Genomic DNA, 20,833 nt, shown 5'->3' on the forward strand with positions numbered 1-20,833 from the left:
GAGACCCCCCGTGCTGCGCATCGCCGTGCCGAACAAGGGCGTCCTGAGTGAGCCCGCGGCCGCCATGCTCGCCGAGAGCGGGTACCGGCAGCGGCGGAGCACCAAGGACCTCGCCGTCTACGACCCCGACAGCGACACCGAGTTCTTCTACCTGCGGCCCCGTGACATCGCCGTGTACGTGGCCGCCGGCACGCTCGACGTCGGCATCACCGGCCGCGACATGCTGCTGGAGACCGCCCCCGCCGACGGGAAGGGTGCCGCCGCCGTCGAGGTCATGCCGCTGGGCTTCGGCCGCTCGTCCTTCCGGTTCGCCACCCCGGTCGAGTCCGGCATCGGCACCGTCGAGCAGCTGGCGGGCAAGCGGATCGCCACCGCGTACCCGGTCCTGCTGCAGCGGTACCTGGACGACCAGGGCATCCGCGCGGGCGTGGTGAAGCTCGACGGCGCGGTGGAGACCGCCTGCCGGCTGGGCGTGGCCGACGCCGTCTGCGACGTCGTGGAGACCGGGACGACGCTGCGCGCCGCGGGGCTGCACATCATCGGCGAGCCGGTGCTGACCAGCGAGGCGATCCTGGTCCGGCGGGCGGGCGCGGAGGAGATCCCGGCCGTGGCCCAGCTGCGCCGCCGGCTGCGCGGTGTGCTGGTGGCCCGGCAGTACGTGATGCTCGACTACGACTGCCCCAACGAGCTGCTGGAGAAGGCGACCGCGCTGACCCCCGGCCTCGAGGGCCCGACGGTCAGCCCGCTGCAGACCGAGGGCTGGTCGGCGGTGCGGGCGATGGTGGCGCAGACGGAGACCAACCGCGTGATGGACGAGCTGTGGGAGCTCGGCGCCCGGGCGATCCTCGTCACCAGCATCCACGCCTGTCGCATCTGACGCGACGAGGCCCTCCCCGGCGAACCGGGGAGGGCCTCGTCGCGTCGGCTCAGCGGTGGCGGGTCGTGCGGTCGACCAGGTCGATCGCGGTGCACAGGCCGAGCGCCATGGCCCGGCCGCTGGTGGACCCGGTGGCCAGCAGCCCGGCGATCGCCGGGCCCAGCGGCCGCTCGCCGACCAGGCCGTGCAGGACGGCGGCGTACTCGCCGCTGACCCGGCCCGCCGCGGCGTGCCGCAGCAGCGCCCGCGAGAGCTCGGTGGTGCGCCCCGCGGCCAGGGCGTAGACGCCGGCGGCGAACCGCTCGGCCGCCGGGTGGCCGAGCAGCACCAGCCCGGCCATGGTCCCGGCCATGACGTCGTCCCCGGCCGGGGTCAGCCCCGGGCCCAGGCCGACCAGCCGGGCGGCGGTGCGCAGGGCCGCGTCGAGGTCGGCCCGGCGCACGGCGCCGCGCAGCGCGGCCAGCGGGCCGCCCGGACCGGCCGGCAGGCCGGGCAGGGTGAACGCGCTGTGCGGGACGCCCTCGCCGTAGAGCGCGTTGCGCAGCTGGCGGACGCCCTCGGGCAGCAGGGCGGGGCGGGTGCTGGGCAGCCGGGGGCGCGGGTCCCACCACGCGGCCGCGCTGACCGCGAGGTCGCCGACGACGATCCGGCCGCCCCCCACCTCGGCCGGTGCGTCACTGGGCAGGGCCACGAGGGGCCGGCCGTTGCTCGGGCGGAAGAGCACGCAGCCCAGGGGCAACCGGGCCGCGTCACTGGTGAGGACGCCGACGACGTCGCCGCCGCGATCGGTGGGGACGTACAGGTACACCGCGGCGGGGACGCTCATCAGCACCCGCGCCGGGCGCACCGGACCGCGGAGCAGGTCGGCGACACCGGTGCTGGCGGACGCGGGGACCGCCGTGGCTGCGCGCGCGGGACGGGCGGTGCGGGCGGTTGCCTGGGCCGACTCCCGGGGGAGGGGGATGGTCGGCACTCCGGCCCGAGCGGCGCGGCCGCGCGGGGAGGTCGGGGCTCCGGGACGCGTGTCGCCCGGGCCGGCGGTCTCGTCGATGGTGCGCATGGCGGCCTCTTCACCGTGGGAGCTACGGGAGGCACCGTGGCTCGAGACCCCCCGCCCGGCCCCGCTCCTCCACCGGAGGGACTCGGCGGCACCGCGGTGCGGTGGTCGGCCTACCATCCAGCGGGCGGAAATGGATCCGGGAGTCGAACCTAAGCGGCGCGTCGCATGCCCCTGTATGGCGGAAGTCGCCAAGAATGGGGTCGTTGGTCCAGGCACTCCTGACAGGATGCCGTGGTATGGCCAGAGGGAAGGGCGACTGGGACAGTGGATGCCGTGACCCACAGTGAGGCCACGCCGCCCGCCCGAACGAAGAGTGATGGTGCGACTCCGATTCGTCGCCACCTGTCGGCAACGGAGGCGCCGGTGACCGAGAACCGACCGGAGCGGCCCAGCTGGCTGGAGCGCATGGGCCTGACCCTCGAGGAGGCGCTGCAGCTGCCCGCGCTCGAGGGCACCGAGGTCGTCGCCGGCGCCCGCGGGCTCGACCGGGTGCTCCGCCACATGGTCGTCGACGACCCGGCCGACCCGCTGGCCGTGGCCGGCCCCGACGTCCTCGTCGTCCTCGGGGCACGGCTGCCCCCGGCCGACGCGGCCAACTACCGCGCGCTCGTCGAGCGGCTGGACTCCATGGGCACCACGGCCCTGGCCTTCCGCCGCGGCGAGGGCCCCGGGCCGGTGCCTGACGAGGTGCTCGCCGAGGCCGACCGGAGGTCCTTCCCGGTGCTCGCGCTGGCCGCCGGGGCCCGCACCGAGGAGCTGGTCTCCGAGGTGCTCGGCGCGGTCGTCGGCAAGCAGAGCGAGGCGCTGGCGCTCTCCTACCGCATGCACGACCAGTTCATCGACGTCGCGCTCAGCGGGGGCGGGCTGGCCGAGGTGACCGAGCAGCTCGCGCACGCGCTCGACGGCGCCGCCGTCCTGGGCCTGGGGCCCGACCGCGAGATCGTCACCACCGCCGGCCCGGCCGAGGACGTCGCCGAGATCAGCGACTGGCTGTGGCTGCTGGACGCCGAGGCCGAGGACGAGCTGGCGCTCATGGCGCCCTCGCGCCGGCTGTCGGGGCTGCGCGCCGACCAGACCGTGGTGACCCCCGCCGACGTGCTCGCCGACGCCGACCTCTCCCCGGCCGACGGCATCCTGCTGGTGCCCGGGCACCACGAGCTGCCCGGCGGGGTGGGGGAGTACGCGGTCGCGCCGATCATGGCCGGCGACCAGCGGCACGGCTGGCTGGTCGCCGTCCACCGGTCCGGGCCGATGATGGTCGGCGCCGGCGGCGTGCTCGAGCGCGCGGCGGTGGTCTCGGCGCTGTCGGTCATCCGGCAGCAGGCCGTGCACTCCGTCGAGCTGCGCTTCCAGGGCGACCTGGTCCGCCGGCTGGTCGCCGGGTCGCTGCGGCACACCGAGCGGGCGCTGGCGCAGACCCGGTCCTTCGGGTGGCGGCTGGACGGGCCGGTCGTCGTCCTGGTGACCGCGACCGAGACCGCCGCCGACCCGCAGGCCGACCCGACCCGCGCCCTCGACGTCCTCGACCGGCTGGCCGACGGCTGGCGCTCGGCGCTGGAGTCCGAGGTCTCCGGTGCGGCGGTCGCCGGGCTGTCCACCGAGATCGTCACCGTGCTCCCGCTGGACGGGCGCACGCCGGAGGAGATCACCGCCCTGGTGTCGGCGGTGACCTCGCGGGTCAACGCCCGGGTGCGCCGCGTCGGCCGGGTGCTCGGCACCGGCATCGGCCGGACGGCGGGCTCGCTGTCGGCGCTCGGGGAGGCGCACCAGCAGGCGTCCCGGGCGCTGAGCGTGGGGCAGGAGATCCACGGTGCGCAGGCGGTGACCCACTTCGACCAGCTGGGCGTCTTCCGGCTGCTGTCGCTGATCCCGGACAGCACCGAGCTGCGCAACTACGTCGACGAGGTGCTGGGGTCGCTGGCCGACGCCGCCGACCCGGACTCCGCCGACCTGCGCGAGACGCTGCGGGTGCTGCTGGAGACCAACCTCAACGTGGCGGAGTCGGCCCGGCGGCTGCACTTCCACTACAACACCATGCGGTACCGGATCGGGAAGCTGGAGCGGCTGCTCGGCCCCTTCACCACCGACCCGACGCTGCGGCTGAACCTGCTGCTGGCCCTGCACGCGGCCCGCATGCGGGGCCTGGACCAGCCGCACCGGCCGCCGGTGGACGCCGCGCTGAGCCTCCCGCCGGACGAGGGTCTGGACGCACTCATCTGAGCCCGCCATGGTCAGCGGCGTGGACACGGGCGTCGCCGCGCTGATCGGGCACATGACCGGCCTCCAGGCGCCCCTGGAGGCCGACGGCGACCCGGCCCGCTTCTTCCACGGCGTCTACCTGCGGACGACGGAGGCGGTCGCCGCGGCCATCCGCGGCGGCGAGTTCGAGGACCCGTCCTGGGTCGAGGAGTGGGACGTCGACTTCGCCGGTCTCTACCTCGACGCGCTCGCCGCCCACCGCCGCGACCCGGCCGCGCCGCCCCGGCCGTGGCGGCTGGCCCTCGGGGCCCGGCCGGCGCTGCCGCCGGAGGCCCACGTGCTGCTGGGCATGAACGCGCACATCAACTTCGACCTGCCGCAGTCGCTGGTCCGGGTCATCCCGGTGGCCCACTTCGACGACCCCGCGGTGCTCGCCCGGCGCCGCCGCGACCACGAGCGGATCGACCGGGTGCTGTCCGCCCGGGTGGCCGCGGAGGACGCCGAGCTGCACCGGGCCGGCGGCCGCCGCACCCGCCTCGACCGGGTGCTCTCCCCGGCCAACCGCACCGCCAGCCAGGTGTTCCTGCGCGAGTCGCGGCGCAAGGTGTGGGCCAACGCCGTGCGCCTGGACCGTGCCCGGCGCCGCGGGCCGGACGACTACACCCGACTGGTAGGCGAGCTGGAGCAGGCGGCCGCGGCGCGCGTCAGCGACCTGCTGCGGCCCGGGCCGGTGCTGCTGCGGCTGGCGGTCCGCGGGTTCGGCGTCCGTCTCACCTGACCCTCCGCGCGCCGGGCCGGGCCGGATCGGCGAGGCTGGGGCGCGGGTCCGCGCGGCGCGGCCCGGGAGGGAGAGCACGCATGACCGAGGTCACCCGTCCGCTCGAGGGCAGGGTCGCGCTGGTCACCGGCGCGTCGTCCGGCATCGGGGAGGCCACCGCCGTCGCCCTGGCCGAGGCCGGCGCCGCGGTGGCGATCGGCGCGCGGCGCCGCGACCGGCTCGACGCGCTGGCGGGCAAGCTGCGCGACGCCGGCGCCCGGGTGCTCCCGCTCGACCTCGACGTCACCGACGAGGCCTCCTGCGCCGACGCCGTCCGCAGGACCCGGGAGGAGCTCGGCGGGCTCGACGTCCTGGTGAACAACGCCGGCGTGATGCTGCTCGGCACCATCGTCGGCGCGGACCCCGAGGACTGGCGCCGGATGGTGCAGACCAACGTGATGGGCGTCCTCTACATGACCCACGCGGTGATCGACGGGATGCTCGAGCAGGGCTCCGGCGACGTCGTGAACATCTCCAGCGTCGCGGGCCGGACCGCCCGCAAGGGCGCCGGGGTCTACAACGCCAGCAAGTGGGCGGTGAACGCGTTCAGCGAGTCGCTGCGCCAGGAGGTCACCGCCCGCGGCGTGCGGATCTCGCTCGTCGAGCCGGGCGCGGTGGCCACCGAGCTGTCCAGCCACATCACCCAGCCCGAGGCGCTCGAGGCCTCCCGGCAGATGGCCGCGAGCATGCGCACCCTGCAGGCCGACGACGTCGCCCGGGCGATCGTCTACGTCGTCACCCAGCCGCCGCACGTCGCCGTCAACGAGGTGCTGGTCCGCCCTACGGATCAGGAGCGATAGGAGACGTCCACACGGGTGTGGCCCCGGTGCAGGGGCCCGCGCCGAGCTCGCGAGGCGTGGGGGGCACCGGGGTCCTTTCTCAGTCGCGGAAGACCTCGATGCGGGCGCCCATCTCCACCAGCCGCTCGTAGAGCTGCTCGTAGCCGCGGGCGATGATGTCGACGTTGCGCAGCACCGACGTCCCCTTGGCCGCGAGCATCGCCAGGAGGATGCAGACCGCCGGCCGCAGTGCGGGCGGGCAGACCACCTCGGCGCTCGACCACCGGGTCGGGCCGCTGACCAGCACCCGGTGCGGGTCGAGCAGCCGGACGTCGGCGCCGAGCCGGGTCAGGTCGGAGAGGTGGATCGCGCGGTTGTCGTAGACCCAGTCGTGGATCAGCGTCGACCCGCTCGCCGCCGCCGCGATGACGGCGAAGAACGGCAGGTTGTCGATGTTGAGCCCCGGGAACGGCATCGGGTGAATCTTGTCGATCGGGGCCCTGAGCTCCGAGGGCTGGATCGTGACGTCGGCCAGCCGGGTGTGCCCGTTGTCGGCGAGGTACTCCGGGGACAGGGAGTAGCGCAGGCCCATCTCGGCGAGGACGGCGAGCTCGATCTCCAGGAACTCGATCGGGGCGCGCTCGACGGTGAGCTCCGAGCAGGTGACGATGCCGGCGGTGAGCAGGCTCATCGCCTCGACCGGGTCTTCGCTGATCGTGTAGTCGACGTCGGCGTCGAGCACCGGCTTCCCGCGGACGACGAGGGTGGTGCTGCCCAGGCCCTCGATGCCGACGCCGAGCAGCTGCAGGTACAGGCAGAGGTCCTGGACCATGTAGTTGGAGCTGGCGTTGCGGATGGTCGTCGTGCCGTCGGTGCGGGCGGCGGCCAGCAGCGCGTTCTCGGTGACGGTGTCGCCGCGTTCGGTGAGCACGATGGTCCGGTCCGCGGTGGCCGGCGCGGTGACCGTCGCGTGGTACTCGCCGGCGCGGGCCTCCACCTCCAGGCCGAACGGGCGCAGCGCGATCATGTGCGGCTGCACGGTGCGGGTGCCGAGGTCGCAGCCGCCGGCGTAGGGCAGGTCGAAGCGCGGGGCGCGGTGCAGCAGCGGGCCCAGGAACATGATGATGCTGCGGGTGCGGCGGGCGGCGTCGGCGTCGATGCCGGCCAGGTCCAGCTCGTCGGGGACCTGCAGGGTCAGGTCGCGGCCGGCGCCGTCCCAGGTGGCCGAGACGCCGATGGAGCGCAGCACGTCGAGGATGCGCTCGACCTCGACGATGCGGGCGACGTTGCGCAGCGTCGTCCGGCCCCGGTTGAGCAGCGCGGCGCACAGCAGGGCCACCGCGGCGTTCTTGGAGGACTTCACCGCCACCCGTCCGCGCAGGGGGGCGCCGCCGGTGACCCGCAGGTGCGTGGGGCCGGCCGGCCCCACGCTGAAAAGCTCGCGGTCCAGGGCGCCGGACAGCCGGCCGAGGAGGTCGAGGGTGAGGTTCTGGCCGCCCTGCTCGATGCGGGCGATGGCGCTCTGGCTGGTGCCCAGGCGCTCGGCGAGCTGCTGCTGGGTGAGACCGTGATGGCGGCGGGCGTCGCGGACGAGGAGCCCGATGCGCTGCATGGCGCTGGACTCGTGCGCCGGGGTGTCGGCGCTGGCCTCGTGCGCGGGGGACTCGGCGCTGGCCTCGTGCGCGGGGGACTCCGGGGTGCTCGCGGTGTCGGGGGGAGCCGGGTCGAGAGCGGTCATGGCAGCAGTATCTCGCATGTGAGATACGGGCGGGCGCAGGCGCGCCGCGTGCGCGGGACGAACCGGTCCGGCCAGACTGCGGGGCATGGACGTTCTCGTGACGGGAGGAACCGGTCAGCTCGGCCGGCGGGTCGTCGAGCGGATGCAGGGCGCCGGGCACCGGGTGCGGCAGATGTCGCGCCGCGGCACCGGGCCCGGCGGGGTGCGCGGTGACCTGGCCACCGGCCGCGACCTGCCGGCGGCGCTGGCCGGCGCGGAGGTCGTGGTGCACGCCGCCAGCGACGCACGGGGGGACTTCTGGCAGACCGACGTCGCCGGCACCCGCCGCCTGGTCCAGGCCGTCGACCGGGAGCGGCTGCGCCACCTGGTGTACGTCTCCATCGTCGGTGTCGACCGCGTCCCGTACGGCTACTACCACGCCAAGTTCGCCGCCGAGCAGGTGCTGCTCGCCTCCGGTCTCCCGGTCACGCTGCTGCGGATCACCCAGTTCCACACCTTCGTCGACGAACTGCTGGCCACCGCCCGGCGCGGGCCGGTGCTGCCGGTCCCCATGGGCTGGCGGGCCCAGCCGGTCGACGTCGGCGAGGCCGCCGAGTACGCCGCGGCGGTCGCTGCCGGGGCGCCGGCCGGGGACGTCGTCGAGTACGGCGGGCCGGAGGAGCTGACCGCCGCGGAGATGGCCCGGACCTGGGCGGCCGCCCGCGAGCCCGGCGCGCACGTGGTGGCCACGCCGGTCCCCGGGCGGCTGTCCAGCGCCTTCCGGGACGGCGCGGCGCTGCCCACCCGCGGCGACCGCGGCCGGCGCACCTACGGGGAGCACCTGCAGTCCTGAGGAGAGCGCGGCGATCCGGCCGGGATCCGCAACGGGGAGGACGACGTCCGGAAGCCGCCGGAGCGACGTCGGTACCCGGCCCTAGGGTCGCCAGACGTGGAGAGTTCCCGCGCCCCCGTCCTCGCCGCCGTCGCGGTCACCCTGCTGGCCTGGGCGTCGGCGTTCGTCGCGATCCGCGGGGTGGGCGCCGACCTCTCCCCGGGTGCCCTCGCGCTGGGCCGGCTCGCGGTCGGGACGGCGGTGCTGACGCTCCTCTGGGCGGTCTCCGGCCGCGGCTGGGTGCGGCCCACCGGGCGGGAGTGGGGGCTGCTGGTGGTGTGCGGGGTCGGCTGGTTCGGGGTCTACAACCTGGCGCTCAACGCCGCCGAGCAGCACCTGGACGCCGGGACGACGGCGATGCTGGTCAACATCGGACCGATCCTCATCGCCGTCCTCGCCGGTCTGCTGCTGGGGGAGGGCTTCCCGCGCCCGCTGCTGGCCGGCATCGCCGTCGCCTTCGCCGGCGTGCTGCTCATCGGGCTGGCCACCCGCGGCGCCGACGCCGACGTGCTGGGCGTGGTGTTCTGCCTGGTGGCCGCGCTGACCTACGCGGCCGGCGTGGTGGCGCAGAAGCCGGTGCTGCGCCGGCTGCCGCCGCTGCAGGTCACGCTCGTCGCCTGCGCCATCGGCGCGCTGTGCTGCCTGCCGTGGGCCGGGGCGCTGGCCGGCGAACTGGCCGCCGCGCCGGCCGGGTCGATCGCCGGGATGGTCTACCTGGGCGCGGTGCCCACGGCCCTGGCGTTCAGCACGTGGGCGTACGCCCTGGCCCGGATGGACGCCGGCACGCTGGGGGTCACCACGTACCTGGTGCCGCCCCTGGTGATCGCGCTGGGCTGGCTGCTGCTCGACGAGGTGCCGCCCGCGTTGGCCGTCGTCGGCGGCGCGGTGTGCCTGGCCGGGGTCGCGCTGTCGCGCCGTCGCGCCCGGGTCCGCCGGCCGGTCCCCGTCCCGCAGGAGGCCGGCACCCCGTCGTGACCTCCGCCCGGGGGCCGCGGCTGCCAGGCTGCCGGTCATGACCCCGCTGGTCGTCACTGAGGCCCGGCTGCGCGGCGGCGACGTCGTCGACGTCCACTGCGCCGACGGGCGGGTGACCGCCCTGCCGCCGGCCGGCGAGCTGCCCGTGCCGCCGGGCGCGCACGTCGTGCCCGCCGACGGCGGCCTGGTCACCGAGCCGTTCGTCGATGCGCACCTGCACCTGGACAAGGTGCACACCCTGCCGCTGGTCGGGGACGCGGCGCTGCGGGCCTACACCGACGACGGCATGGCCTCCTCGGCGGCCGCGATCGACCTGGCCAGCGCGGTCAAGCGGCACTACACGGTCGAGGGGCTGCTGCCGGCGGTGCGGCAGGCGCTCGCGGACGGGCTGGCCCACGGCGTCCTGCACGTGCAGGCGTTCGCCGACGTCGACACCGCCGCGGGGCTGGCCGGGGTGCAGGCGGTGCTGGCCGCGCGCGAGGAGTTCCGCGGTCGGGTGGACGTCTCGGTGGTGGCGTTCCCCCAGGACGGCGTGCTGCGCGCGACCCGGGGGCGGCCGCGCTGGTGGAGCAGGCCCTGGCGCTGGGCGCCGACGTCGTCGGCGGCATCCCGTGGATCGAGGCGACCGAGGCCGACCAGCAGGCGCACGTGGAGTGGGCCTGCGGACTGGCCGCCCGTCAGGGACGCCGGGTGGCGATGCTGACCGACGACGCGCCGGACCCGCGGTTCGCGACCACGGCGATGCTGGCTGAGACGATGCTGCGGTACGGCCTGGCCGGGCGCGGCGTCGCCTGTCACGCGCGAGCGCTGGGGCACTACGCCGAGGACCGGCTGGCCGGCGTGCTCGCCCTGGCCCGCCGGGCCGGACTGGGCCTGGTGAGCGATCCGCACACCGGGTCGGTGGCCCTGCCCGTGGAGCGGGCGCTCGCGGCCGGCGTCCCGGTGGCGCTGGGGCAGGACGACATCGAGGACGCCTACTACCCGTTCGGCCGGCACAACCTGCTCGAGGTCGCCTTCCTCGCCGCCCACCTGCTCGACATGCGGTCGGCTCCCCAGCTCGAGGTGCTCGTCGACCTGGTGACGACGTCGGCCGCCCGGGTGCTGGGGCTGCCCGGCGCCGGTCTGCGGGTGGACGGACCCGCCGACCTGCTGGTCCACGAGGCCACGCGGACCGTCGACCTGCTCGCCCGGCACGCCCCGCCGCGGGTCGTCGTGCGGGCCGGGGCCGTGCTGGCCGGCGGCTGACGCGGGCGAGGGCCCTCCCGCCTGGCGGGCGGGAGGGCCCTTCCCGGTCAGCTCACCGGCGGGACGTGAACGTCACCCCCGTGAGCAGTCCGCCCTTGGTCGACTCGACGAGGAGCCGGGTCGCGCCGCCGGGGGCCAGGCCCCGGTTGCGGATGTCCCAGGCACCCGTCGCGTCGACCGTCACGCTGCCGACCAGCGCGCCCTTCGAGCCGTCGGCCCGCTGGAGGTAGACCGAGACGGTGTTGAGCGCGGTGACCGTCGAGGTGCCCGCCACCCGCCACTCGTTCTTCCCGGTGCGCAGCTCCGCGGCGGTCATCCGGAGGACGTCGGTGTTCGGCGTCACCGTCACCGTGTCGCGCACCGTGGTTCCGCTGGGCGAGGTCACGGTCACGGTGAACACCACCGGCGCGTTGGGCGCCGCGAAGGTGAGCGACGGCCCGGACAGGTCCAGCCCGCCGATCGTCGGGCCGGAGTCCTGGGCCCAGGCGTAACTCGCCGCGTTGGTGGCCGTGGCGGTGAGCGTGACCTGGGCGCCGACCTCCGGCGTCTCGGTCGAGGCGACGGCGTCCACGGTCGGCTCCACCGCCGCGTCGAGGACCTCCACCGTGTGCGTGGCGGTCTTCGTGCCCTCCGGGCCGGTGGTGCTCAGCTCGAAGGTCAGCGCCCCGGCGGCCGCCGGCGTCGTGAAGGTGAGCGTCGGGCCGGCCGTCGGACCGTCGATCACCGGCGTGCCGGCGGTCTGGGTCCACGAGAAGGCGGTCGCGTTGGTCGAGGAGCCGCCGTCCAGCGTGACCGTCTGACCCTGCGCGGCCGACGAGACGCCGGCGACGACCGCCGTCTGCGGCACGAGCGTCCCGGCGGTCGCTCCCTGGACCAGGATCGGCGCGGTGTCCGTGCCGCCGGCCGACGAGGTCACCGTGATCGTCGCCGGGGGAGCGGCCAGCCCGGTCAACGTGGCGGTCCCGCCGGTGAACGACAGCGCGGTCCCGCCGACGGAGCCGGCGAGGGTGGTGCTGCTGTCGCTGGACTGCGCGGTCACCGTCAGCGTGCCGTCCAGGTAGGTCGCACCGGTGACGACGACGTTGTCGGTGACCGGCACGACCTTCTCCGCCGCGGGCTGGTCGCTGGCGTTCACGACGGTCACGCTCTCCGGGAACGTGTCCGCCGCGACCGGGATCCGGGCGTAGTAGGTGGTCCCGGTGCCGGCCAGGGTGGTCAGCGGGACGCTGCCGCCGGAGACCTGGACCGAGTCGTTCTCGCCCGCCGTGGCGTAGACGTCGACGTAGTCCTGGCCCTCGGCGGCGTCGATCCGGTAGGCCGCCACGCCCTCGATGCCGGAGTTGGTCGAGACCTTGCCCAGCAGGGTGAACAGGTCGTTGCGCTCACCCCCGGCGGCCAGGCCCGGCCCGGTCACCGACACGTGGTTCGTGCCGAACGCCGAACCGGTGACCGCGGTCTCCTCGGCCGGGTCGCCGATGTAGGTGCCGGTCGCCGTCTCGTGCAGGCCGTCGGCGTCCACGAGGAACGGCGCCACCCGGGAGCCGAGGGCCAGGCCGAAGTTGCCGGGTGCCGGCGTCTTGTCCTCGGTGAAGTTGATCTCCCCCTCGGCGTCCGCCTCGAACGTGTCGACCCCGTACGGGTGCGTGACCGTGTAGGTCTCGCCCGGGGTCAGCCCGTCCACCCGGATGCGGATCCGGCCGAACACGACCTGGTCGCCATCCACGGCGGCCTCGTTGGCGAAGGTCGCCTCGAGGGCGGAGGTGAAGTCGACCGACCCGCCGTTGGACAGGTCGTAGACGTTGAGCGCCTGGTAGTAGAACGACTCGCCGGGGAAGTTGCTCTCGGCGGCCGCGTCGCCGATGTGCAGCGGCGCGTTCGGGTCCAGGCCCTCGTCGACGAGGAAGGCCGGGTCGCACAGGGCCTCGGCCACGTCGAGGCACTGCTCGAGCCGCAGCTCCTTGTCGTCCTCGTACCAGACGGGGAAGCCGTGCACCCCGCTGGTCGGCCCGACCGCGGCCAGGCTCGTGGTGTTGGGCGTGGTCACCTCGGCGATCGCCATGGTCGTGCCGCCGGCGACGACGCCGAGCGCCGTCACCGCCACCACGCCGCGGCGTCCTGCCCTGCGCCTGCTCGTCGTCCCGGCCGTCGCGGCGTCGGTGCCCGTGCTGGCTCCGCCCCCGCGACGACCCTGCTGGGGTCGTCCTCGTGTCATCCGGCTCTCCGTGGTCGTCGGAACGCGCCACCCCTCTGTAGTGGGTGAGCGATCCGCTGACTCTGCGTGACGCCGGAACGTCCAGGCAGACACCGCGTGGGGGAGCACCATCCCCCAAAGCGGGGGCGCAGCCGGCGCACGGTTCCCGCCGGCCGCCCAGCTCGGGCGGCCGGCGGCGCGGTGTCAGCCCTCCGCGGGCAGCGAGGTGGGGACGATCAGCACCGGCCGGTGGGCGCCGTGCAGGAGGGTCCGCGCGACGCCGCCGACCAGCATCTCCTTGCTGGCCGACTGCCCCCGGGTGCCGACGACGATGAGGCCCGCGCCGCGGTGCACCGCGGTCTCGGCCAGCGTCGAGGCGGTGGCGCGGGCGCTGCCGGGCCGGCCGGCGCAGGGCACGGTGAGCAGCTCGGCGCCGTCGGGGGCGTCCGGGCCGGGGCCCTCGCCGGGCTCGGCCACCGCCACGAGCAGCCGCCGGCGGCCGGGGAACAGGCGCTCGGCGGCGGCGATCGCCTGCTTCGCGCCGGCCGAGCCGTCGGTGCCGACCACGACGGGGCCGGAGGCGGCCGCGGACCACTCGGCCGTGGTCAGCGGGTAGGGGACCACGAGCACCGGCACCGGGCTGACCTGCACCACCAGCTCGGAGAAGCTGCCGAGCGCGGCCCGGATGCGGCCGAGGCCGCGGGACCCCACGACCACCAGGTCGGCCTCCTGCTCCTCCGCCGTCCGCGCGAACTGGTAGCCGTCACCGCCGAACGTGCGCTTCACCAGGGGCTCGGCCTCCCAGCCCGCGGCGCGGGCCAGCGAGACGCCGTTGCGGGCCAGCCGCTCGGCCTCGGCGCGGCCCTCCGTCTCGAGCAGGTCGCCGAGGGCCTGCAGGTTCCCGGCGCGGCCGGCCAGCCGCTGCCGCAGCTCGGGGGAGGTGAACGGGGGCTCCCACAAGTGCAGGACCGATGCCGTGGCCGACGGCAGCAGGCAGGCCGCCGCCTCGATGGCGTTGACCGAGCTCGGAGAGCCGTCGTAGCCGACCAGCACGCGCAGGGACCGTCCGGGTTCTGGGGCGCTCATGGCCACATCTTCCCCGACCGGAGGGCCCGTCGTGCAGGTCACGTGCGGGCCCGGCGGGCGATGGGGTAGGCAGGACGCGGCGACCGGCCGACCCGCACGGAGGTGCAGTGATGGACGAACAGGGCTGGACGACGGTGGTGGCGGCCGCGATCCGGGCGCCGTCGATCCACAACACCCAGCCCTGGCGCTTCACCGCGGCCGAGGACCGGCTGGAGGTGCACCTGGACCGGGAGCGCGCGCTGCCCGTGCTCGACCCGACCGGGCGGCAGCAGGTGATCAGCTGCGGCGTGGCGGTCGAGTTCGCCGCGGTGGCCCTGCGCGCCGCCGGCGTCGAGGCCGACGTCGACCTGCTGCCCGAGCCGGCCGATCCCGACCACCTGGCCACCGTGCGCGCGGGCGCTGCCCGGGAGAGCGCGCCGGAGGACCGGCCGCTGGTCGAGGCGATCGACCGGCGGCACACCGAGCGGGCACCGTTCCTGCCGCGGGCGGTCCCGGCCGACCTGGTCGACCGGCTGCAGACCGACGCGGGCCGGCACGGCGTGTGGGTCAAGCCGATCACCGAGTCGGAGGAGGAGGTCGCGACCGTCTTCCTCATCTCGCGGGCCGAGGAGATGGAGCAGCGCGACCCCGAGTACGTCGCCGAGCTCGAGCGCTGGCTGCGCACCGACCCGTCCGCGGTGGACGGCGTCCCGGTCGACGCCGTCCTGAGCGAGGACCCGGCGACCCGGCCGTCGAACTGGCTGATCCGCGACTTCGTCGTCGGTAGCCGGGGCGCCCACTCCGCGTTCCTGCCCGAGGGGGCGGCCGACGCGCCTCCGCCGGCGGTGGAGCGGCCCACCGTCGTCCTGCTGGGCACCGACAGCGACGACCGGGCGGCGTGGCTGCTGTCCGGGCAGGCGCTGGGCCGGCTGCTGCTGCGGGCGACCGCCGAGGGGCTGGCCGCCTCGCCGCTCACCCAGGCGCTGGACTGGCCGTCGACCCGGACCCGGATGCGCAGCCGGCTGTCGCTGGTGGGCTATCCGCAGATGCTGCTGCGCATGGGCTACCCGTCGACGGAGGGGACGGCGCACTCGGGCCGCCGGCCGGTGGCGGACGTGCTCTCCTTCGCCGGCTGAGGCGGCGGGGGCCGCTTCAGTCGCGGCGGCCGGGGGAGGCCCAGGGGTCGTCGGGGTCGAAGTCGTCGTCCGGGTCGGCGGGGGCCATCGTGCGGGTCTGCTCGGTCCGCGGCTGCTCGGTGCTCGGCCGCTCGGTCCGCGAGGCCGCGGCCTCCAGCGCGGCGTCGCGCTCACGGGACCGCTCGGCGCGGGCGGCCCGTTCCTGCTCGCGCAGCTCCCGCCGCGACGGCGCGGTGGCGCCCGGCCGGCGCTCCGGGCGGTCGCGCAGCCGCCACAGGCCCGCGCCGGCGAGCGCGAGCCCGATGGGCAGCACGTAGGCGGCGGCGCGCTCGGTGCCCCCCTCGCCGAGGTAGCCGGTGATCCCGGCGACGAAGAAGACCGTCATCGCGGTGCCGACCAGGCCGAGCAGGGCCAGCGTGGTGCCCAGTGCCTCCGACCGCGGCCGGACGGCGTAGGCCAGGGCGATGAGCCCGATCCCGCCGCCGACCAGGTGGAGCCACGCGCCGACCCCGTGCAGCGTCGTCTGGCCGTCGAGGGGGAACAGGCCCACCAGCAGCACGCCGACGGCGGCCGCTCCGAGCAGGACCGTGGCCACCACGGCCCCGGTCCCGGTCAGCGCCGGGCGCAGCAGCCACACCCCGGCCCCGATGAGCGCCGCCTGGACCACGAACGAGGCGTTCATCAGCAGGTGACCGGGGGAGACCGCCGTCCCGAGGTCGCTGATCAGGTCGTCGGCGCGGGAGTAGCCGGCGGCCTGCAGTTGCACGACGGTCTCGACGACGAAGAACTGGAGGGTCAGCAGCCAGGCGGTCGCGCCCCAGCGGTACCGGGAGGGAGTCACGGAGGCCATGGTCCCAGCTCCGTCTGGGCGCGTTCGCCGCCCGGCAGGTGGGCCAGGACGGCGGCGAACTGGCCGGGCGAGAGCCAGGAGGGGTTGCTGCCGGCGGGCATCCGCAGCACCTCGGCGTCGGCCGCCGCCGGGTCGGCGAGCAGGTCGGCCCGCGGCACGGGCGTGGCCAGCCGCACCAGCCGGACGGCGACCACCGGGCCGCCGTCGCGCTCCTCGGGCTCCGCGGCCAGCTCGCCGAGCGCGTGCACGCCGGGTGCGGTGCGGCCGCTGACCCACAGCAGGCAGGGCCCGCCCGGCGCCATGAGGTCCAGTCGGTAGGAGCGGCGCACGCAGCGGGTGAGCTCCCGGGCGCCGCCGACGGGCCAGCCGGGGTCGATGACGTCGGGCGGCCGGGTCGACTTGAGCACCCAGCAGGCGACGTCCCCCGGCGCGAGGCGGCTCGTCATCGCTCCGGGGGGCGGCGCCTGGCCTTCCTCAATCCGTCGCGGAGTGCTGCTCCGCGCCGGCGGGGTCGGCGTCGTCGGAGTCGACCAGCTGCCGCTCCTGCTCGGTGCGGTGCTGGAGGGCGTCGTCGTTGGGCCGGTCGTAGCCCCCGGCGTGCTGTGCACGGTCGCGGGGCGCGGACTCCGTCGTGTCCATGACGTCGTCGAGGTTGGGGCGGTCGGGCTCGCTCATGACAGTTCTCCGCTTCGTCGGGGACGTCTCGTCACGGAGGGCCATAGCCAGGGTGCCGGAGCGCCAACCGTGATCAGCGTTGCTCCAGCAGCGCCGCCGGCACCCAGCCCTCGACGAGCAGCGGACCGTGCGGACCGGCCACCGCGTACGTCACCCGGCCCTGCCAGCCGCCCTCGCCCTGCCGCCACTCGACGAGCAGCCCGGGCCACACCCCGGGCGCTCCGGGCGGGTCGTGCACCCAGCAGTGCCGCCCCCGGCCCTCGCCGTGGCGACCCGCCGGGCGGACCGGCTCGGACGGCGTCACCCCGGACGAGGCCGCCCGCTCCCCGAGGGAGCGGCCCGACCGCCCGGGGTGCATGCCGCCAGCCACGCGGGAAGTGTCGCACGAGGTCGAACGCTTGTTCGACAGGAGGCGACGGGCGCCCCGCGCGTCGTCCGCGGAGCGCCCGTCGCGGCTAGGAGCTCTTCCGGACCGCGTCGCCGAGGGTCTGGGCCACGGCCTGCAGCAGCGGGTGGTCGGGCAGCTCCTCGACGGCCACCGGCAGCGGCAGGGACCAGTTGGGCCGGTCGGTGGTGCCGGGCATGTTGGGCCGGCGCCGCTCGGCGACCGCGTCGTCCAGCGTGGCCGACAACAGCAGGGACGGTGCCGTCGCCAGCCGCTCGTGCGCCCGCTTCACCGCCGTCTCCGGCTTGGCGTTCGACCGGACGCCGTCGAGCTTCTCCAGCAGCGAGCGGCGGCCCTGCTCGAGCTCCTCGTCGGTGCCGGTGCCGTACTCACGCTGCTCCTCGACGTCCGCCCCCGTCCACAGCCCCGCCACGGTGGGCAGGTCGTGGGTGGTGACCGCGGCCATCGCCGTCTCCGGCCACTGCGCGGGCTCGTCCTCCTCGAACCACAGCAGCCGGTAGCTGAGGATCCCGTGCTCGGCCAGCGCCTCGCGGACGCCGTCCTCGACGGTGCCGAGGTCCTCGCCGACGACGACCGCCTGCGCCCGGGTGCTCTCCAGCGCGACGATGTCGAGCAGGTCCTCGGCCGGGTAGCGCACGTAGGCGCCGTCCGCGGGGCTCTCGCCCTGGGGCACCCACCACAGCCGGAACAGGCCCATGACGTGGTCGATGCGCAGGCCGCCGGCGCCGGCCATCGTGGCCCGGATCGACTCGATGAACGGCTCGTAGTCGGCCGCGCGCAGTTGCCACGGGATGAGCGGCGGCGAGCCCCAGTCCTGCCCCTGGGCGTTGAAGGCGTCCGGCGGCGCCCCCACGGAGGCGCCGTCGGCGAGGACGTCCTGCCAGGTCCAGGCGTCGGCCCCGCCGCCGGCGACGCCGATCGGGAGGTCCTGGATGACGGTCATGCCCTCGGTCGCGCGCTCCAGCTGCAGGTGCAGGCACCACTGCAGCCAAGCGTGGAAGGCGACGTCCCGCTCGTGGTCGGCGACGAAGCGGGCGACGGCGTCGCTGCGGGGGTCGCGCAGCTCCTCGGGCCAGGCGTGCCAGTCGGGACCGTGCGCGTCGGCCAGGGCGCACCAGGTGGCCCAGTCCTGCAGCTTCTGCCCCTGGTGCCACCACCAGTCGGGGAAGGCGGGGTCGTCGCGGCCGGCGGCGTCGAACACCCGGCGCAGCACCTCGCGCTTGCGGGCCCAGATCGCGTCCCGGTCGATGAGCTCGGCCTCGCCCAGGTCGCGGCCGGCGTCGTCCGCGGCGTCCCCGGCGCCGGGCACCTCGTCGACCCGCAGGTACACCGGGTTGCGGAAGCGGCGGGTGGCCGGCAGGTAGGGGCTGGCCTCCTGCTGCGGCGTGGGGGCGACGGCGTGCAGCGGGTTGATGAGGACGAACCCGGCCCCCTGGGCGGCGGCCATCTCCCGGACGGCGCGCAGGTCGGCGAGGTCGCCGATGCCCCAGCTGCGCCGGCTGCGTGTGGCGTAGAGCTGCACGGCCCAGCCCCAGGCGCGGTCGTCGGGCAGCCAGCAGCGGCCCGGGGAGACGATCAGCCGCCGGCGGTGCCCGCCGGGCGCCTGGAGCCAGTGGTAGCCCAGCGGGAAGTCGTCGGGTAGTTCGCCGTCGACGTGCCGGGTGGTGCCGTCCTCGAGCGTCACCTCGGCCTCGTCCACCTCCAGCGCGTCGCCGGGGCGGGCCACGATCGGGGCGCGGTCCTCCAGGTCGGCCGGCGGCGTGCCGATCACCTCCCGCAGTCGCTCGATGGTGGCCTGGTCGACCTGGTGTTCCTCGTCGAGGGCGTCCAGCCAGCTGGCGTCGATGCCCCACTCGTCCGTCGGCGTGCGCGTCACGCCTCCGATACTCCCCAGCGCACCCGCCGCCCACACGGCAGGGGGTGAGTGGTGCCGCTCTCCGTCTGGACCCTCCAGCGGCTGGAGGGTCCAGAGTGGCGGGATGGACGACGACGTGCTCACGATCGGCCGCCTGGCCGACCGGATCGGCGTCCCGGTGCGGACGGTGCGCTTCTGGTCCGACGAGGGGCTGGTCGACCCACCGGTGCGCTCGGCCGCGGGCTACCGCCTGTACGACGCCGCCGCGGTGGCGCGGCTGGACCTGGTCCGCACGCTCCGGGAGCTGGGCCTGGGCCTGCCGGCGATCCGCGAGCTGCTGGCCCGGCGGCGCACGGTCGCCGAGGTGGCGGCCGAGCACGTGCGCGCGCTGGACGCCGAGATCCGGCTGCTGCGGCTGCGCCGGACCCTGCTGCGGGTGCTCGCCGCGGGCGCGACGACGACGGAGGAGATGGGGCTCGTGCACGACCTGGCGACGCTGTCCGCGCGCGAGCGGCAGCAGCTGATCGACGACTTCGTGGCGCGGGCCTTCGCCGGCGTCCCCGAGGACGCCCCGGGCGCCGGCATCGCCGCGGGCATGCGGACGTTGCCGGCCGAGCTGCCCGAGGAGCCGACCCCCGAGCAGATCGGCGCGTGGCTGGAGCTCGCGCGCCTGGTGGCCGAGCCGGCCTTCGCCGACCGGGTGCGGGAGATGGCGCTGGCCGGCGCCGCCGCCACCCCGGAGGACCCCGACGCGTCGGTGGTGGACGCGGGGCGCCTGGTGGCGCTCGGCCGGGACGCGCTGGCCGCCGGCGTCGTGGCCGGGACGCCGGAGGCCGAGGCGCTGGTCACCGAACTGCTGGCCGACGGGCGGCCGGACAGCCCGGGCCGGCGCTGCGAGCTGGCCGACCGGCTGGCGACCTTCACCGACGCCCGGGTCGAGCGCTACTGGCAGCTGCTCGGCGTTCTCAACGGGTGGCCGCCGTTCGAGCCGTCCGTGCCGGCGGTGGAGTGGTGGATCGGCGCCCTGCGCGCGGGCCACTGACGCGGTGTCGCGGTGTCGCACCCAGTGCCTGACGGTTCGGGGCGCTGACGGACTTCCGAACTCCGATCGGACATCTTCGCTGGTGAGGGGCCGGAAGGTGTCGTACCCCCGGCCTGGGTTGAGGCCATGTTCGGTGGCAGCGGGTTCGGGGTGGGGCTGACGGTGGCCCCGCTCGAGCTGCCGGCCGGCGTGCCGGTGGATCCGGTGCCGGTGCAGTTGTCCGACGCGTTGCCGGTGCACGCGCGGACGGCGGAGGAGAAGGCGGCCGAGTTGCAGCGGCTGCAGCAGCTCAAGGCGATGCTGGCCGCCTACGAGCTCGATCTGGTCGCCGGGCTGGCCGCCGACCGGCCGGACACGTTCGATCGCAAGCCCGGCCGGCCCGGTGCCGCGGCGGGTGAGCGGGGCGGCCCGGGGCAGCCGGCGGGGGTGTCGGAGTTCTTCGCCGACGAGCTGGCGCTGGTGCTCAACACCTCCCGCGCGGCGGCCAGCGCGCTGATCGACCAGGCCACGGCGTTGAGCGGAACGCTGCCGGGCACGCGGGCGGCGCTGGCCGCGGGCCCGGGCGATCGCCGCCGAGCTGGGGTGGAAGGCGCGGGCCACCGATCCGGCGATCCTGGCGGCCGTGGAGGCCGCGGTGCTGCCCCGGGCCGGGGAGCTGTCGATCCGCCGGCTGAGGGCTCTCGTGCAGGCCGAGCTGACCGCGCGGGACGCGGCCGCGGCCGACCGCCGCCGGAAGGATGCCGAGCGGGGGGCGAACGTGGTGGTGCGCCCGGTCGGGGACGGCATGTCCGAGCTGGTGGCCACGATGCCCCACGAGCTGGCCGCCGCCTGCCGGGCCGCGGTCGACGGCCTGGCGCGGGCGGCCAAGTCCGCCGGTGAGGACCGGCCACTCGGGATGCTGCGGGTGGGCGCGCTGGCCGACCTGGTGCTGCGCCCGTGGGCGGCGGGGCGGGAGCCGGTGACCGCGCAGCTGACCGTCACCGCCCCCCTCGAGGCGCTCATCGAGGTTCCTGGCCGAGGGCGGCCCGGCGCCGGCGGTGTGGGCGCGGCCG

At 76.0% G+C, this 20,833-nt stretch carries 18 protein-coding genes and 1 pseudogene; 10 read left to right on the top strand and 9 right to left on the bottom strand.

Going from position 1 to position 20,833, the window contains the following annotated elements; genetic code table 11:
- The first annotated feature begins 10 nt into the window (after nucleotides 1–10).
- Complete coding sequence (gene hisG, locus ACI79D_RS15645) at nucleotides 11–877, top strand: ATP phosphoribosyltransferase (RefSeq protein WP_456919356.1); 867 nt, start codon at nucleotides 11–13, stop codon at nucleotides 875–877.
- Between the two features lie 49 nt (nucleotides 878–926).
- Here the strand turns inward: hisG and ACI79D_RS15650 are convergent, their stop codons facing one another.
- Nucleotides 927–1,937 (bottom strand): DUF2877 domain-containing protein, encoded by a 1,011-nt coding sequence (locus tag ACI79D_RS15650; protein WP_456919357.1) that lies wholly within the window; start codon nucleotides 1,935–1,937, stop codon nucleotides 927–929.
- A gap of 363 nt (nucleotides 1,938–2,300) precedes the next feature.
- Here ACI79D_RS15650 and ACI79D_RS15655 point away from each other — a divergent pair, with 363 nt between their 5' ends.
- The 3 genes from ACI79D_RS15655 (at nucleotide 2,301) to ACI79D_RS15665 (ending at nucleotide 5,753) form a co-directional block, all read left to right on the top strand.
- Entirely contained in the window at nucleotides 2,301–4,157 is a 1,857-nt protein-coding gene (locus tag ACI79D_RS15655) for a PucR family transcriptional regulator (RefSeq protein WP_456919358.1), read from the top strand.
- A gap of 19 nt (nucleotides 4,158–4,176) precedes the next feature.
- The gene (locus ACI79D_RS15660; protein ID WP_456919359.1) at nucleotides 4,177–4,914 is read left to right on the top strand and encodes a DUF5995 family protein; all 738 of its coding nucleotides are present in this window, start codon (nucleotides 4,177–4,179) and stop codon (nucleotides 4,912–4,914) included.
- Nucleotides 4,915–4,994: 80 nt separating this feature from the next.
- Complete coding sequence (locus ACI79D_RS15665; protein WP_456919360.1) at nucleotides 4,995–5,753, top strand: SDR family NAD(P)-dependent oxidoreductase; 759 nt, start codon at nucleotides 4,995–4,997, stop codon at nucleotides 5,751–5,753.
- A gap of 79 nt (nucleotides 5,754–5,832) precedes the next feature.
- Here ACI79D_RS15665 and ACI79D_RS15670 read toward each other — a convergent pair whose 3' ends face one another.
- Complete coding sequence (locus ACI79D_RS15670; protein WP_456919361.1) at nucleotides 5,833–7,470, bottom strand: helix-turn-helix domain-containing protein; 1,638 nt, start codon at nucleotides 7,468–7,470, stop codon at nucleotides 5,833–5,835.
- Nucleotides 7,471–7,555: 85 nt separating this feature from the next.
- On the opposite strand from ACI79D_RS15670, the gene ACI79D_RS15675 reads away from it, so the two are divergent.
- The 3 genes from ACI79D_RS15675 (at nucleotide 7,556) to ACI79D_RS15685 (ending at nucleotide 10,561) form a co-directional block, all read left to right on the top strand.
- Nucleotides 7,556–8,302: an SDR family oxidoreductase gene (locus ACI79D_RS15675; protein ID WP_456919363.1), complete on the top strand. Its 747-nt coding sequence runs from the start codon at nucleotides 7,556–7,558 to the stop codon at nucleotides 8,300–8,302.
- 96 nt (nucleotides 8,303–8,398) lie between these two features.
- Nucleotides 8,399–9,316 carry a DMT family transporter gene (locus tag ACI79D_RS15680; protein WP_456919364.1) on the top strand — a complete coding sequence of 306 codons (918 nt, stop codon included), beginning with the start codon at nucleotides 8,399–8,401 and terminating at the stop codon, nucleotides 9,314–9,316.
- Between the two features lie 564 nt (nucleotides 9,317–9,880).
- Nucleotides 9,881–10,561, top strand: a complete 681-nt coding sequence (locus ACI79D_RS15685) for an amidohydrolase family protein (RefSeq protein WP_456919365.1) — start codon at nucleotides 9,881–9,883, stop codon at nucleotides 10,559–10,561.
- Nucleotides 10,562–10,613: 52 nt separating this feature from the next.
- On the opposite strand, the gene ACI79D_RS15690 is transcribed toward ACI79D_RS15685, so the two are convergent.
- Together ACI79D_RS15690 and ACI79D_RS15695 are read right to left on the bottom strand one after the other, a co-directional pair.
- Complete coding sequence (locus ACI79D_RS15690; RefSeq protein WP_456919366.1) at nucleotides 10,614–12,665, bottom strand: hypothetical protein; 2,052 nt, start codon at nucleotides 12,663–12,665, stop codon at nucleotides 10,614–10,616.
- A gap of 291 nt (nucleotides 12,666–12,956) precedes the next feature.
- On the bottom strand, nucleotides 12,957–13,838 hold the full coding sequence (locus tag ACI79D_RS15695) for a universal stress protein (protein WP_456919367.1): 882 nt from the start codon (nucleotides 13,836–13,838) through the stop codon (nucleotides 12,957–12,959).
- Nucleotides 13,839–13,948: 110 nt separating this feature from the next.
- On the opposite strand from ACI79D_RS15695, the gene ACI79D_RS15700 reads away from it, so the two are divergent.
- Nucleotides 13,949–14,953 carry an Acg family FMN-binding oxidoreductase gene (locus ACI79D_RS15700; RefSeq protein WP_456919368.1) on the top strand — a complete coding sequence of 335 codons (1,005 nt, stop codon included), beginning with the start codon at nucleotides 13,949–13,951 and terminating at the stop codon, nucleotides 14,951–14,953.
- 16 nt (nucleotides 14,954–14,969) lie between these two features.
- Here ACI79D_RS15700 and ACI79D_RS15705 read toward each other — a convergent pair whose 3' ends face one another.
- The 5 genes from ACI79D_RS15705 to malQ all read right to left on the bottom strand — a co-directional run bounded on the left by ACI79D_RS15705 (nucleotide 14,970) and on the right by malQ (nucleotide 18,883).
- The gene (locus tag ACI79D_RS15705) at nucleotides 14,970–15,803 is read right to left on the bottom strand and encodes a DUF998 domain-containing protein (RefSeq protein WP_456919369.1); all 834 of its coding nucleotides are present in this window, start codon (nucleotides 15,801–15,803) and stop codon (nucleotides 14,970–14,972) included.
- Nucleotides 15,791–16,249 carry a hypothetical protein gene (locus ACI79D_RS15710; protein WP_456919370.1) on the bottom strand — a complete coding sequence of 153 codons (459 nt, stop codon included), beginning with the start codon at nucleotides 16,247–16,249 and terminating at the stop codon, nucleotides 15,791–15,793. Before ACI79D_RS15710 ends, ACI79D_RS15705 begins: the two co-directional genes overlap by 13 nt.
- A gap of 28 nt (nucleotides 16,250–16,277) precedes the next feature.
- The gene (locus ACI79D_RS15715) at nucleotides 16,278–16,478 is read right to left on the bottom strand and encodes a hypothetical protein (RefSeq protein WP_456919371.1); all 201 of its coding nucleotides are present in this window, start codon (nucleotides 16,476–16,478) and stop codon (nucleotides 16,278–16,280) included.
- A 73-nt stretch (nucleotides 16,479–16,551) separates the two neighbouring features.
- Nucleotides 16,552–16,848, bottom strand: a complete 297-nt coding sequence (locus ACI79D_RS15720; RefSeq protein ID WP_456919372.1) for a hypothetical protein — start codon at nucleotides 16,846–16,848, stop codon at nucleotides 16,552–16,554.
- Between the two features lie 85 nt (nucleotides 16,849–16,933).
- The gene (gene malQ, locus ACI79D_RS15725) at nucleotides 16,934–18,883 is read right to left on the bottom strand and encodes a 4-alpha-glucanotransferase (RefSeq protein WP_456919373.1); all 1,950 of its coding nucleotides are present in this window, start codon (nucleotides 18,881–18,883) and stop codon (nucleotides 16,934–16,936) included.
- On the opposite strand from malQ, the gene ACI79D_RS15730 reads away from it, so the two are divergent.
- Nucleotides 18,864–19,781 (top strand): helix-turn-helix domain-containing protein, encoded by a 918-nt coding sequence (locus ACI79D_RS15730; protein ID WP_456919374.1) that lies wholly within the window; start codon nucleotides 18,864–18,866, stop codon nucleotides 19,779–19,781. The genes malQ and ACI79D_RS15730 overlap by 20 nt on opposite strands.
- A 622-nt stretch (nucleotides 19,782–20,403) precedes the next feature.
- Nucleotides 20,404–20,703 (top strand): annotated as a pseudogene (locus tag ACI79D_RS15735) (HNH endonuclease); the annotation flags it as partial.
- Nucleotides 20,704–20,833 lie beyond the last annotated feature (130 nt).

Source organism: Geodermatophilus sp. SYSU D00708, from assembly GCF_054050115.1.

Coding starts and splice junctions, on each gene's coding strand:
- ACI79D_RS15650 (WP_456919357.1), bottom strand. CDS start 1,937: ATGCGCACCATCGACGAGACCGCCGGCCCGGGCGACACGCGTCCCGGA.
- ACI79D_RS15665 (WP_456919360.1), top strand. CDS start 4,995: ATGACCGAGGTCACCCGTCCGCTCGAGGGCAGGGTCGCGCTGGTCACC.
- ACI79D_RS15670 (WP_456919361.1), bottom strand. CDS start 7,470: ATGACCGCTCTCGACCCGGCTCCCCCCGACACCGCGAGCACCCCGGAG.
- ACI79D_RS15675 (WP_456919363.1), top strand. CDS start 7,556: ATGGACGTTCTCGTGACGGGAGGAACCGGTCAGCTCGGCCGGCGGGTC.
- ACI79D_RS15695 (WP_456919367.1), bottom strand. CDS start 13,838: ATGAGCGCCCCAGAACCCGGACGGTCCCTGCGCGTGCTGGTCGGCTAC.
- ACI79D_RS15700 (WP_456919368.1), top strand. CDS start 13,949: ATGGACGAACAGGGCTGGACGACGGTGGTGGCGGCCGCGATCCGGGCG.
- ACI79D_RS15705 (WP_456919369.1), bottom strand. CDS start 15,803: ATGGCCTCCGTGACTCCCTCCCGGTACCGCTGGGGCGCGACCGCCTGG.
- ACI79D_RS15710 (WP_456919370.1), bottom strand. CDS start 16,249: ATGACGAGCCGCCTCGCGCCGGGGGACGTCGCCTGCTGGGTGCTCAAG.
- ACI79D_RS15715 (WP_456919371.1), bottom strand. CDS start 16,478: ATGAGCGAGCCCGACCGCCCCAACCTCGACGACGTCATGGACACGACG.
- ACI79D_RS15730 (WP_456919374.1), top strand. CDS start 18,864: ATGGACGACGACGTGCTCACGATCGGCCGCCTGGCCGACCGGATCGGC.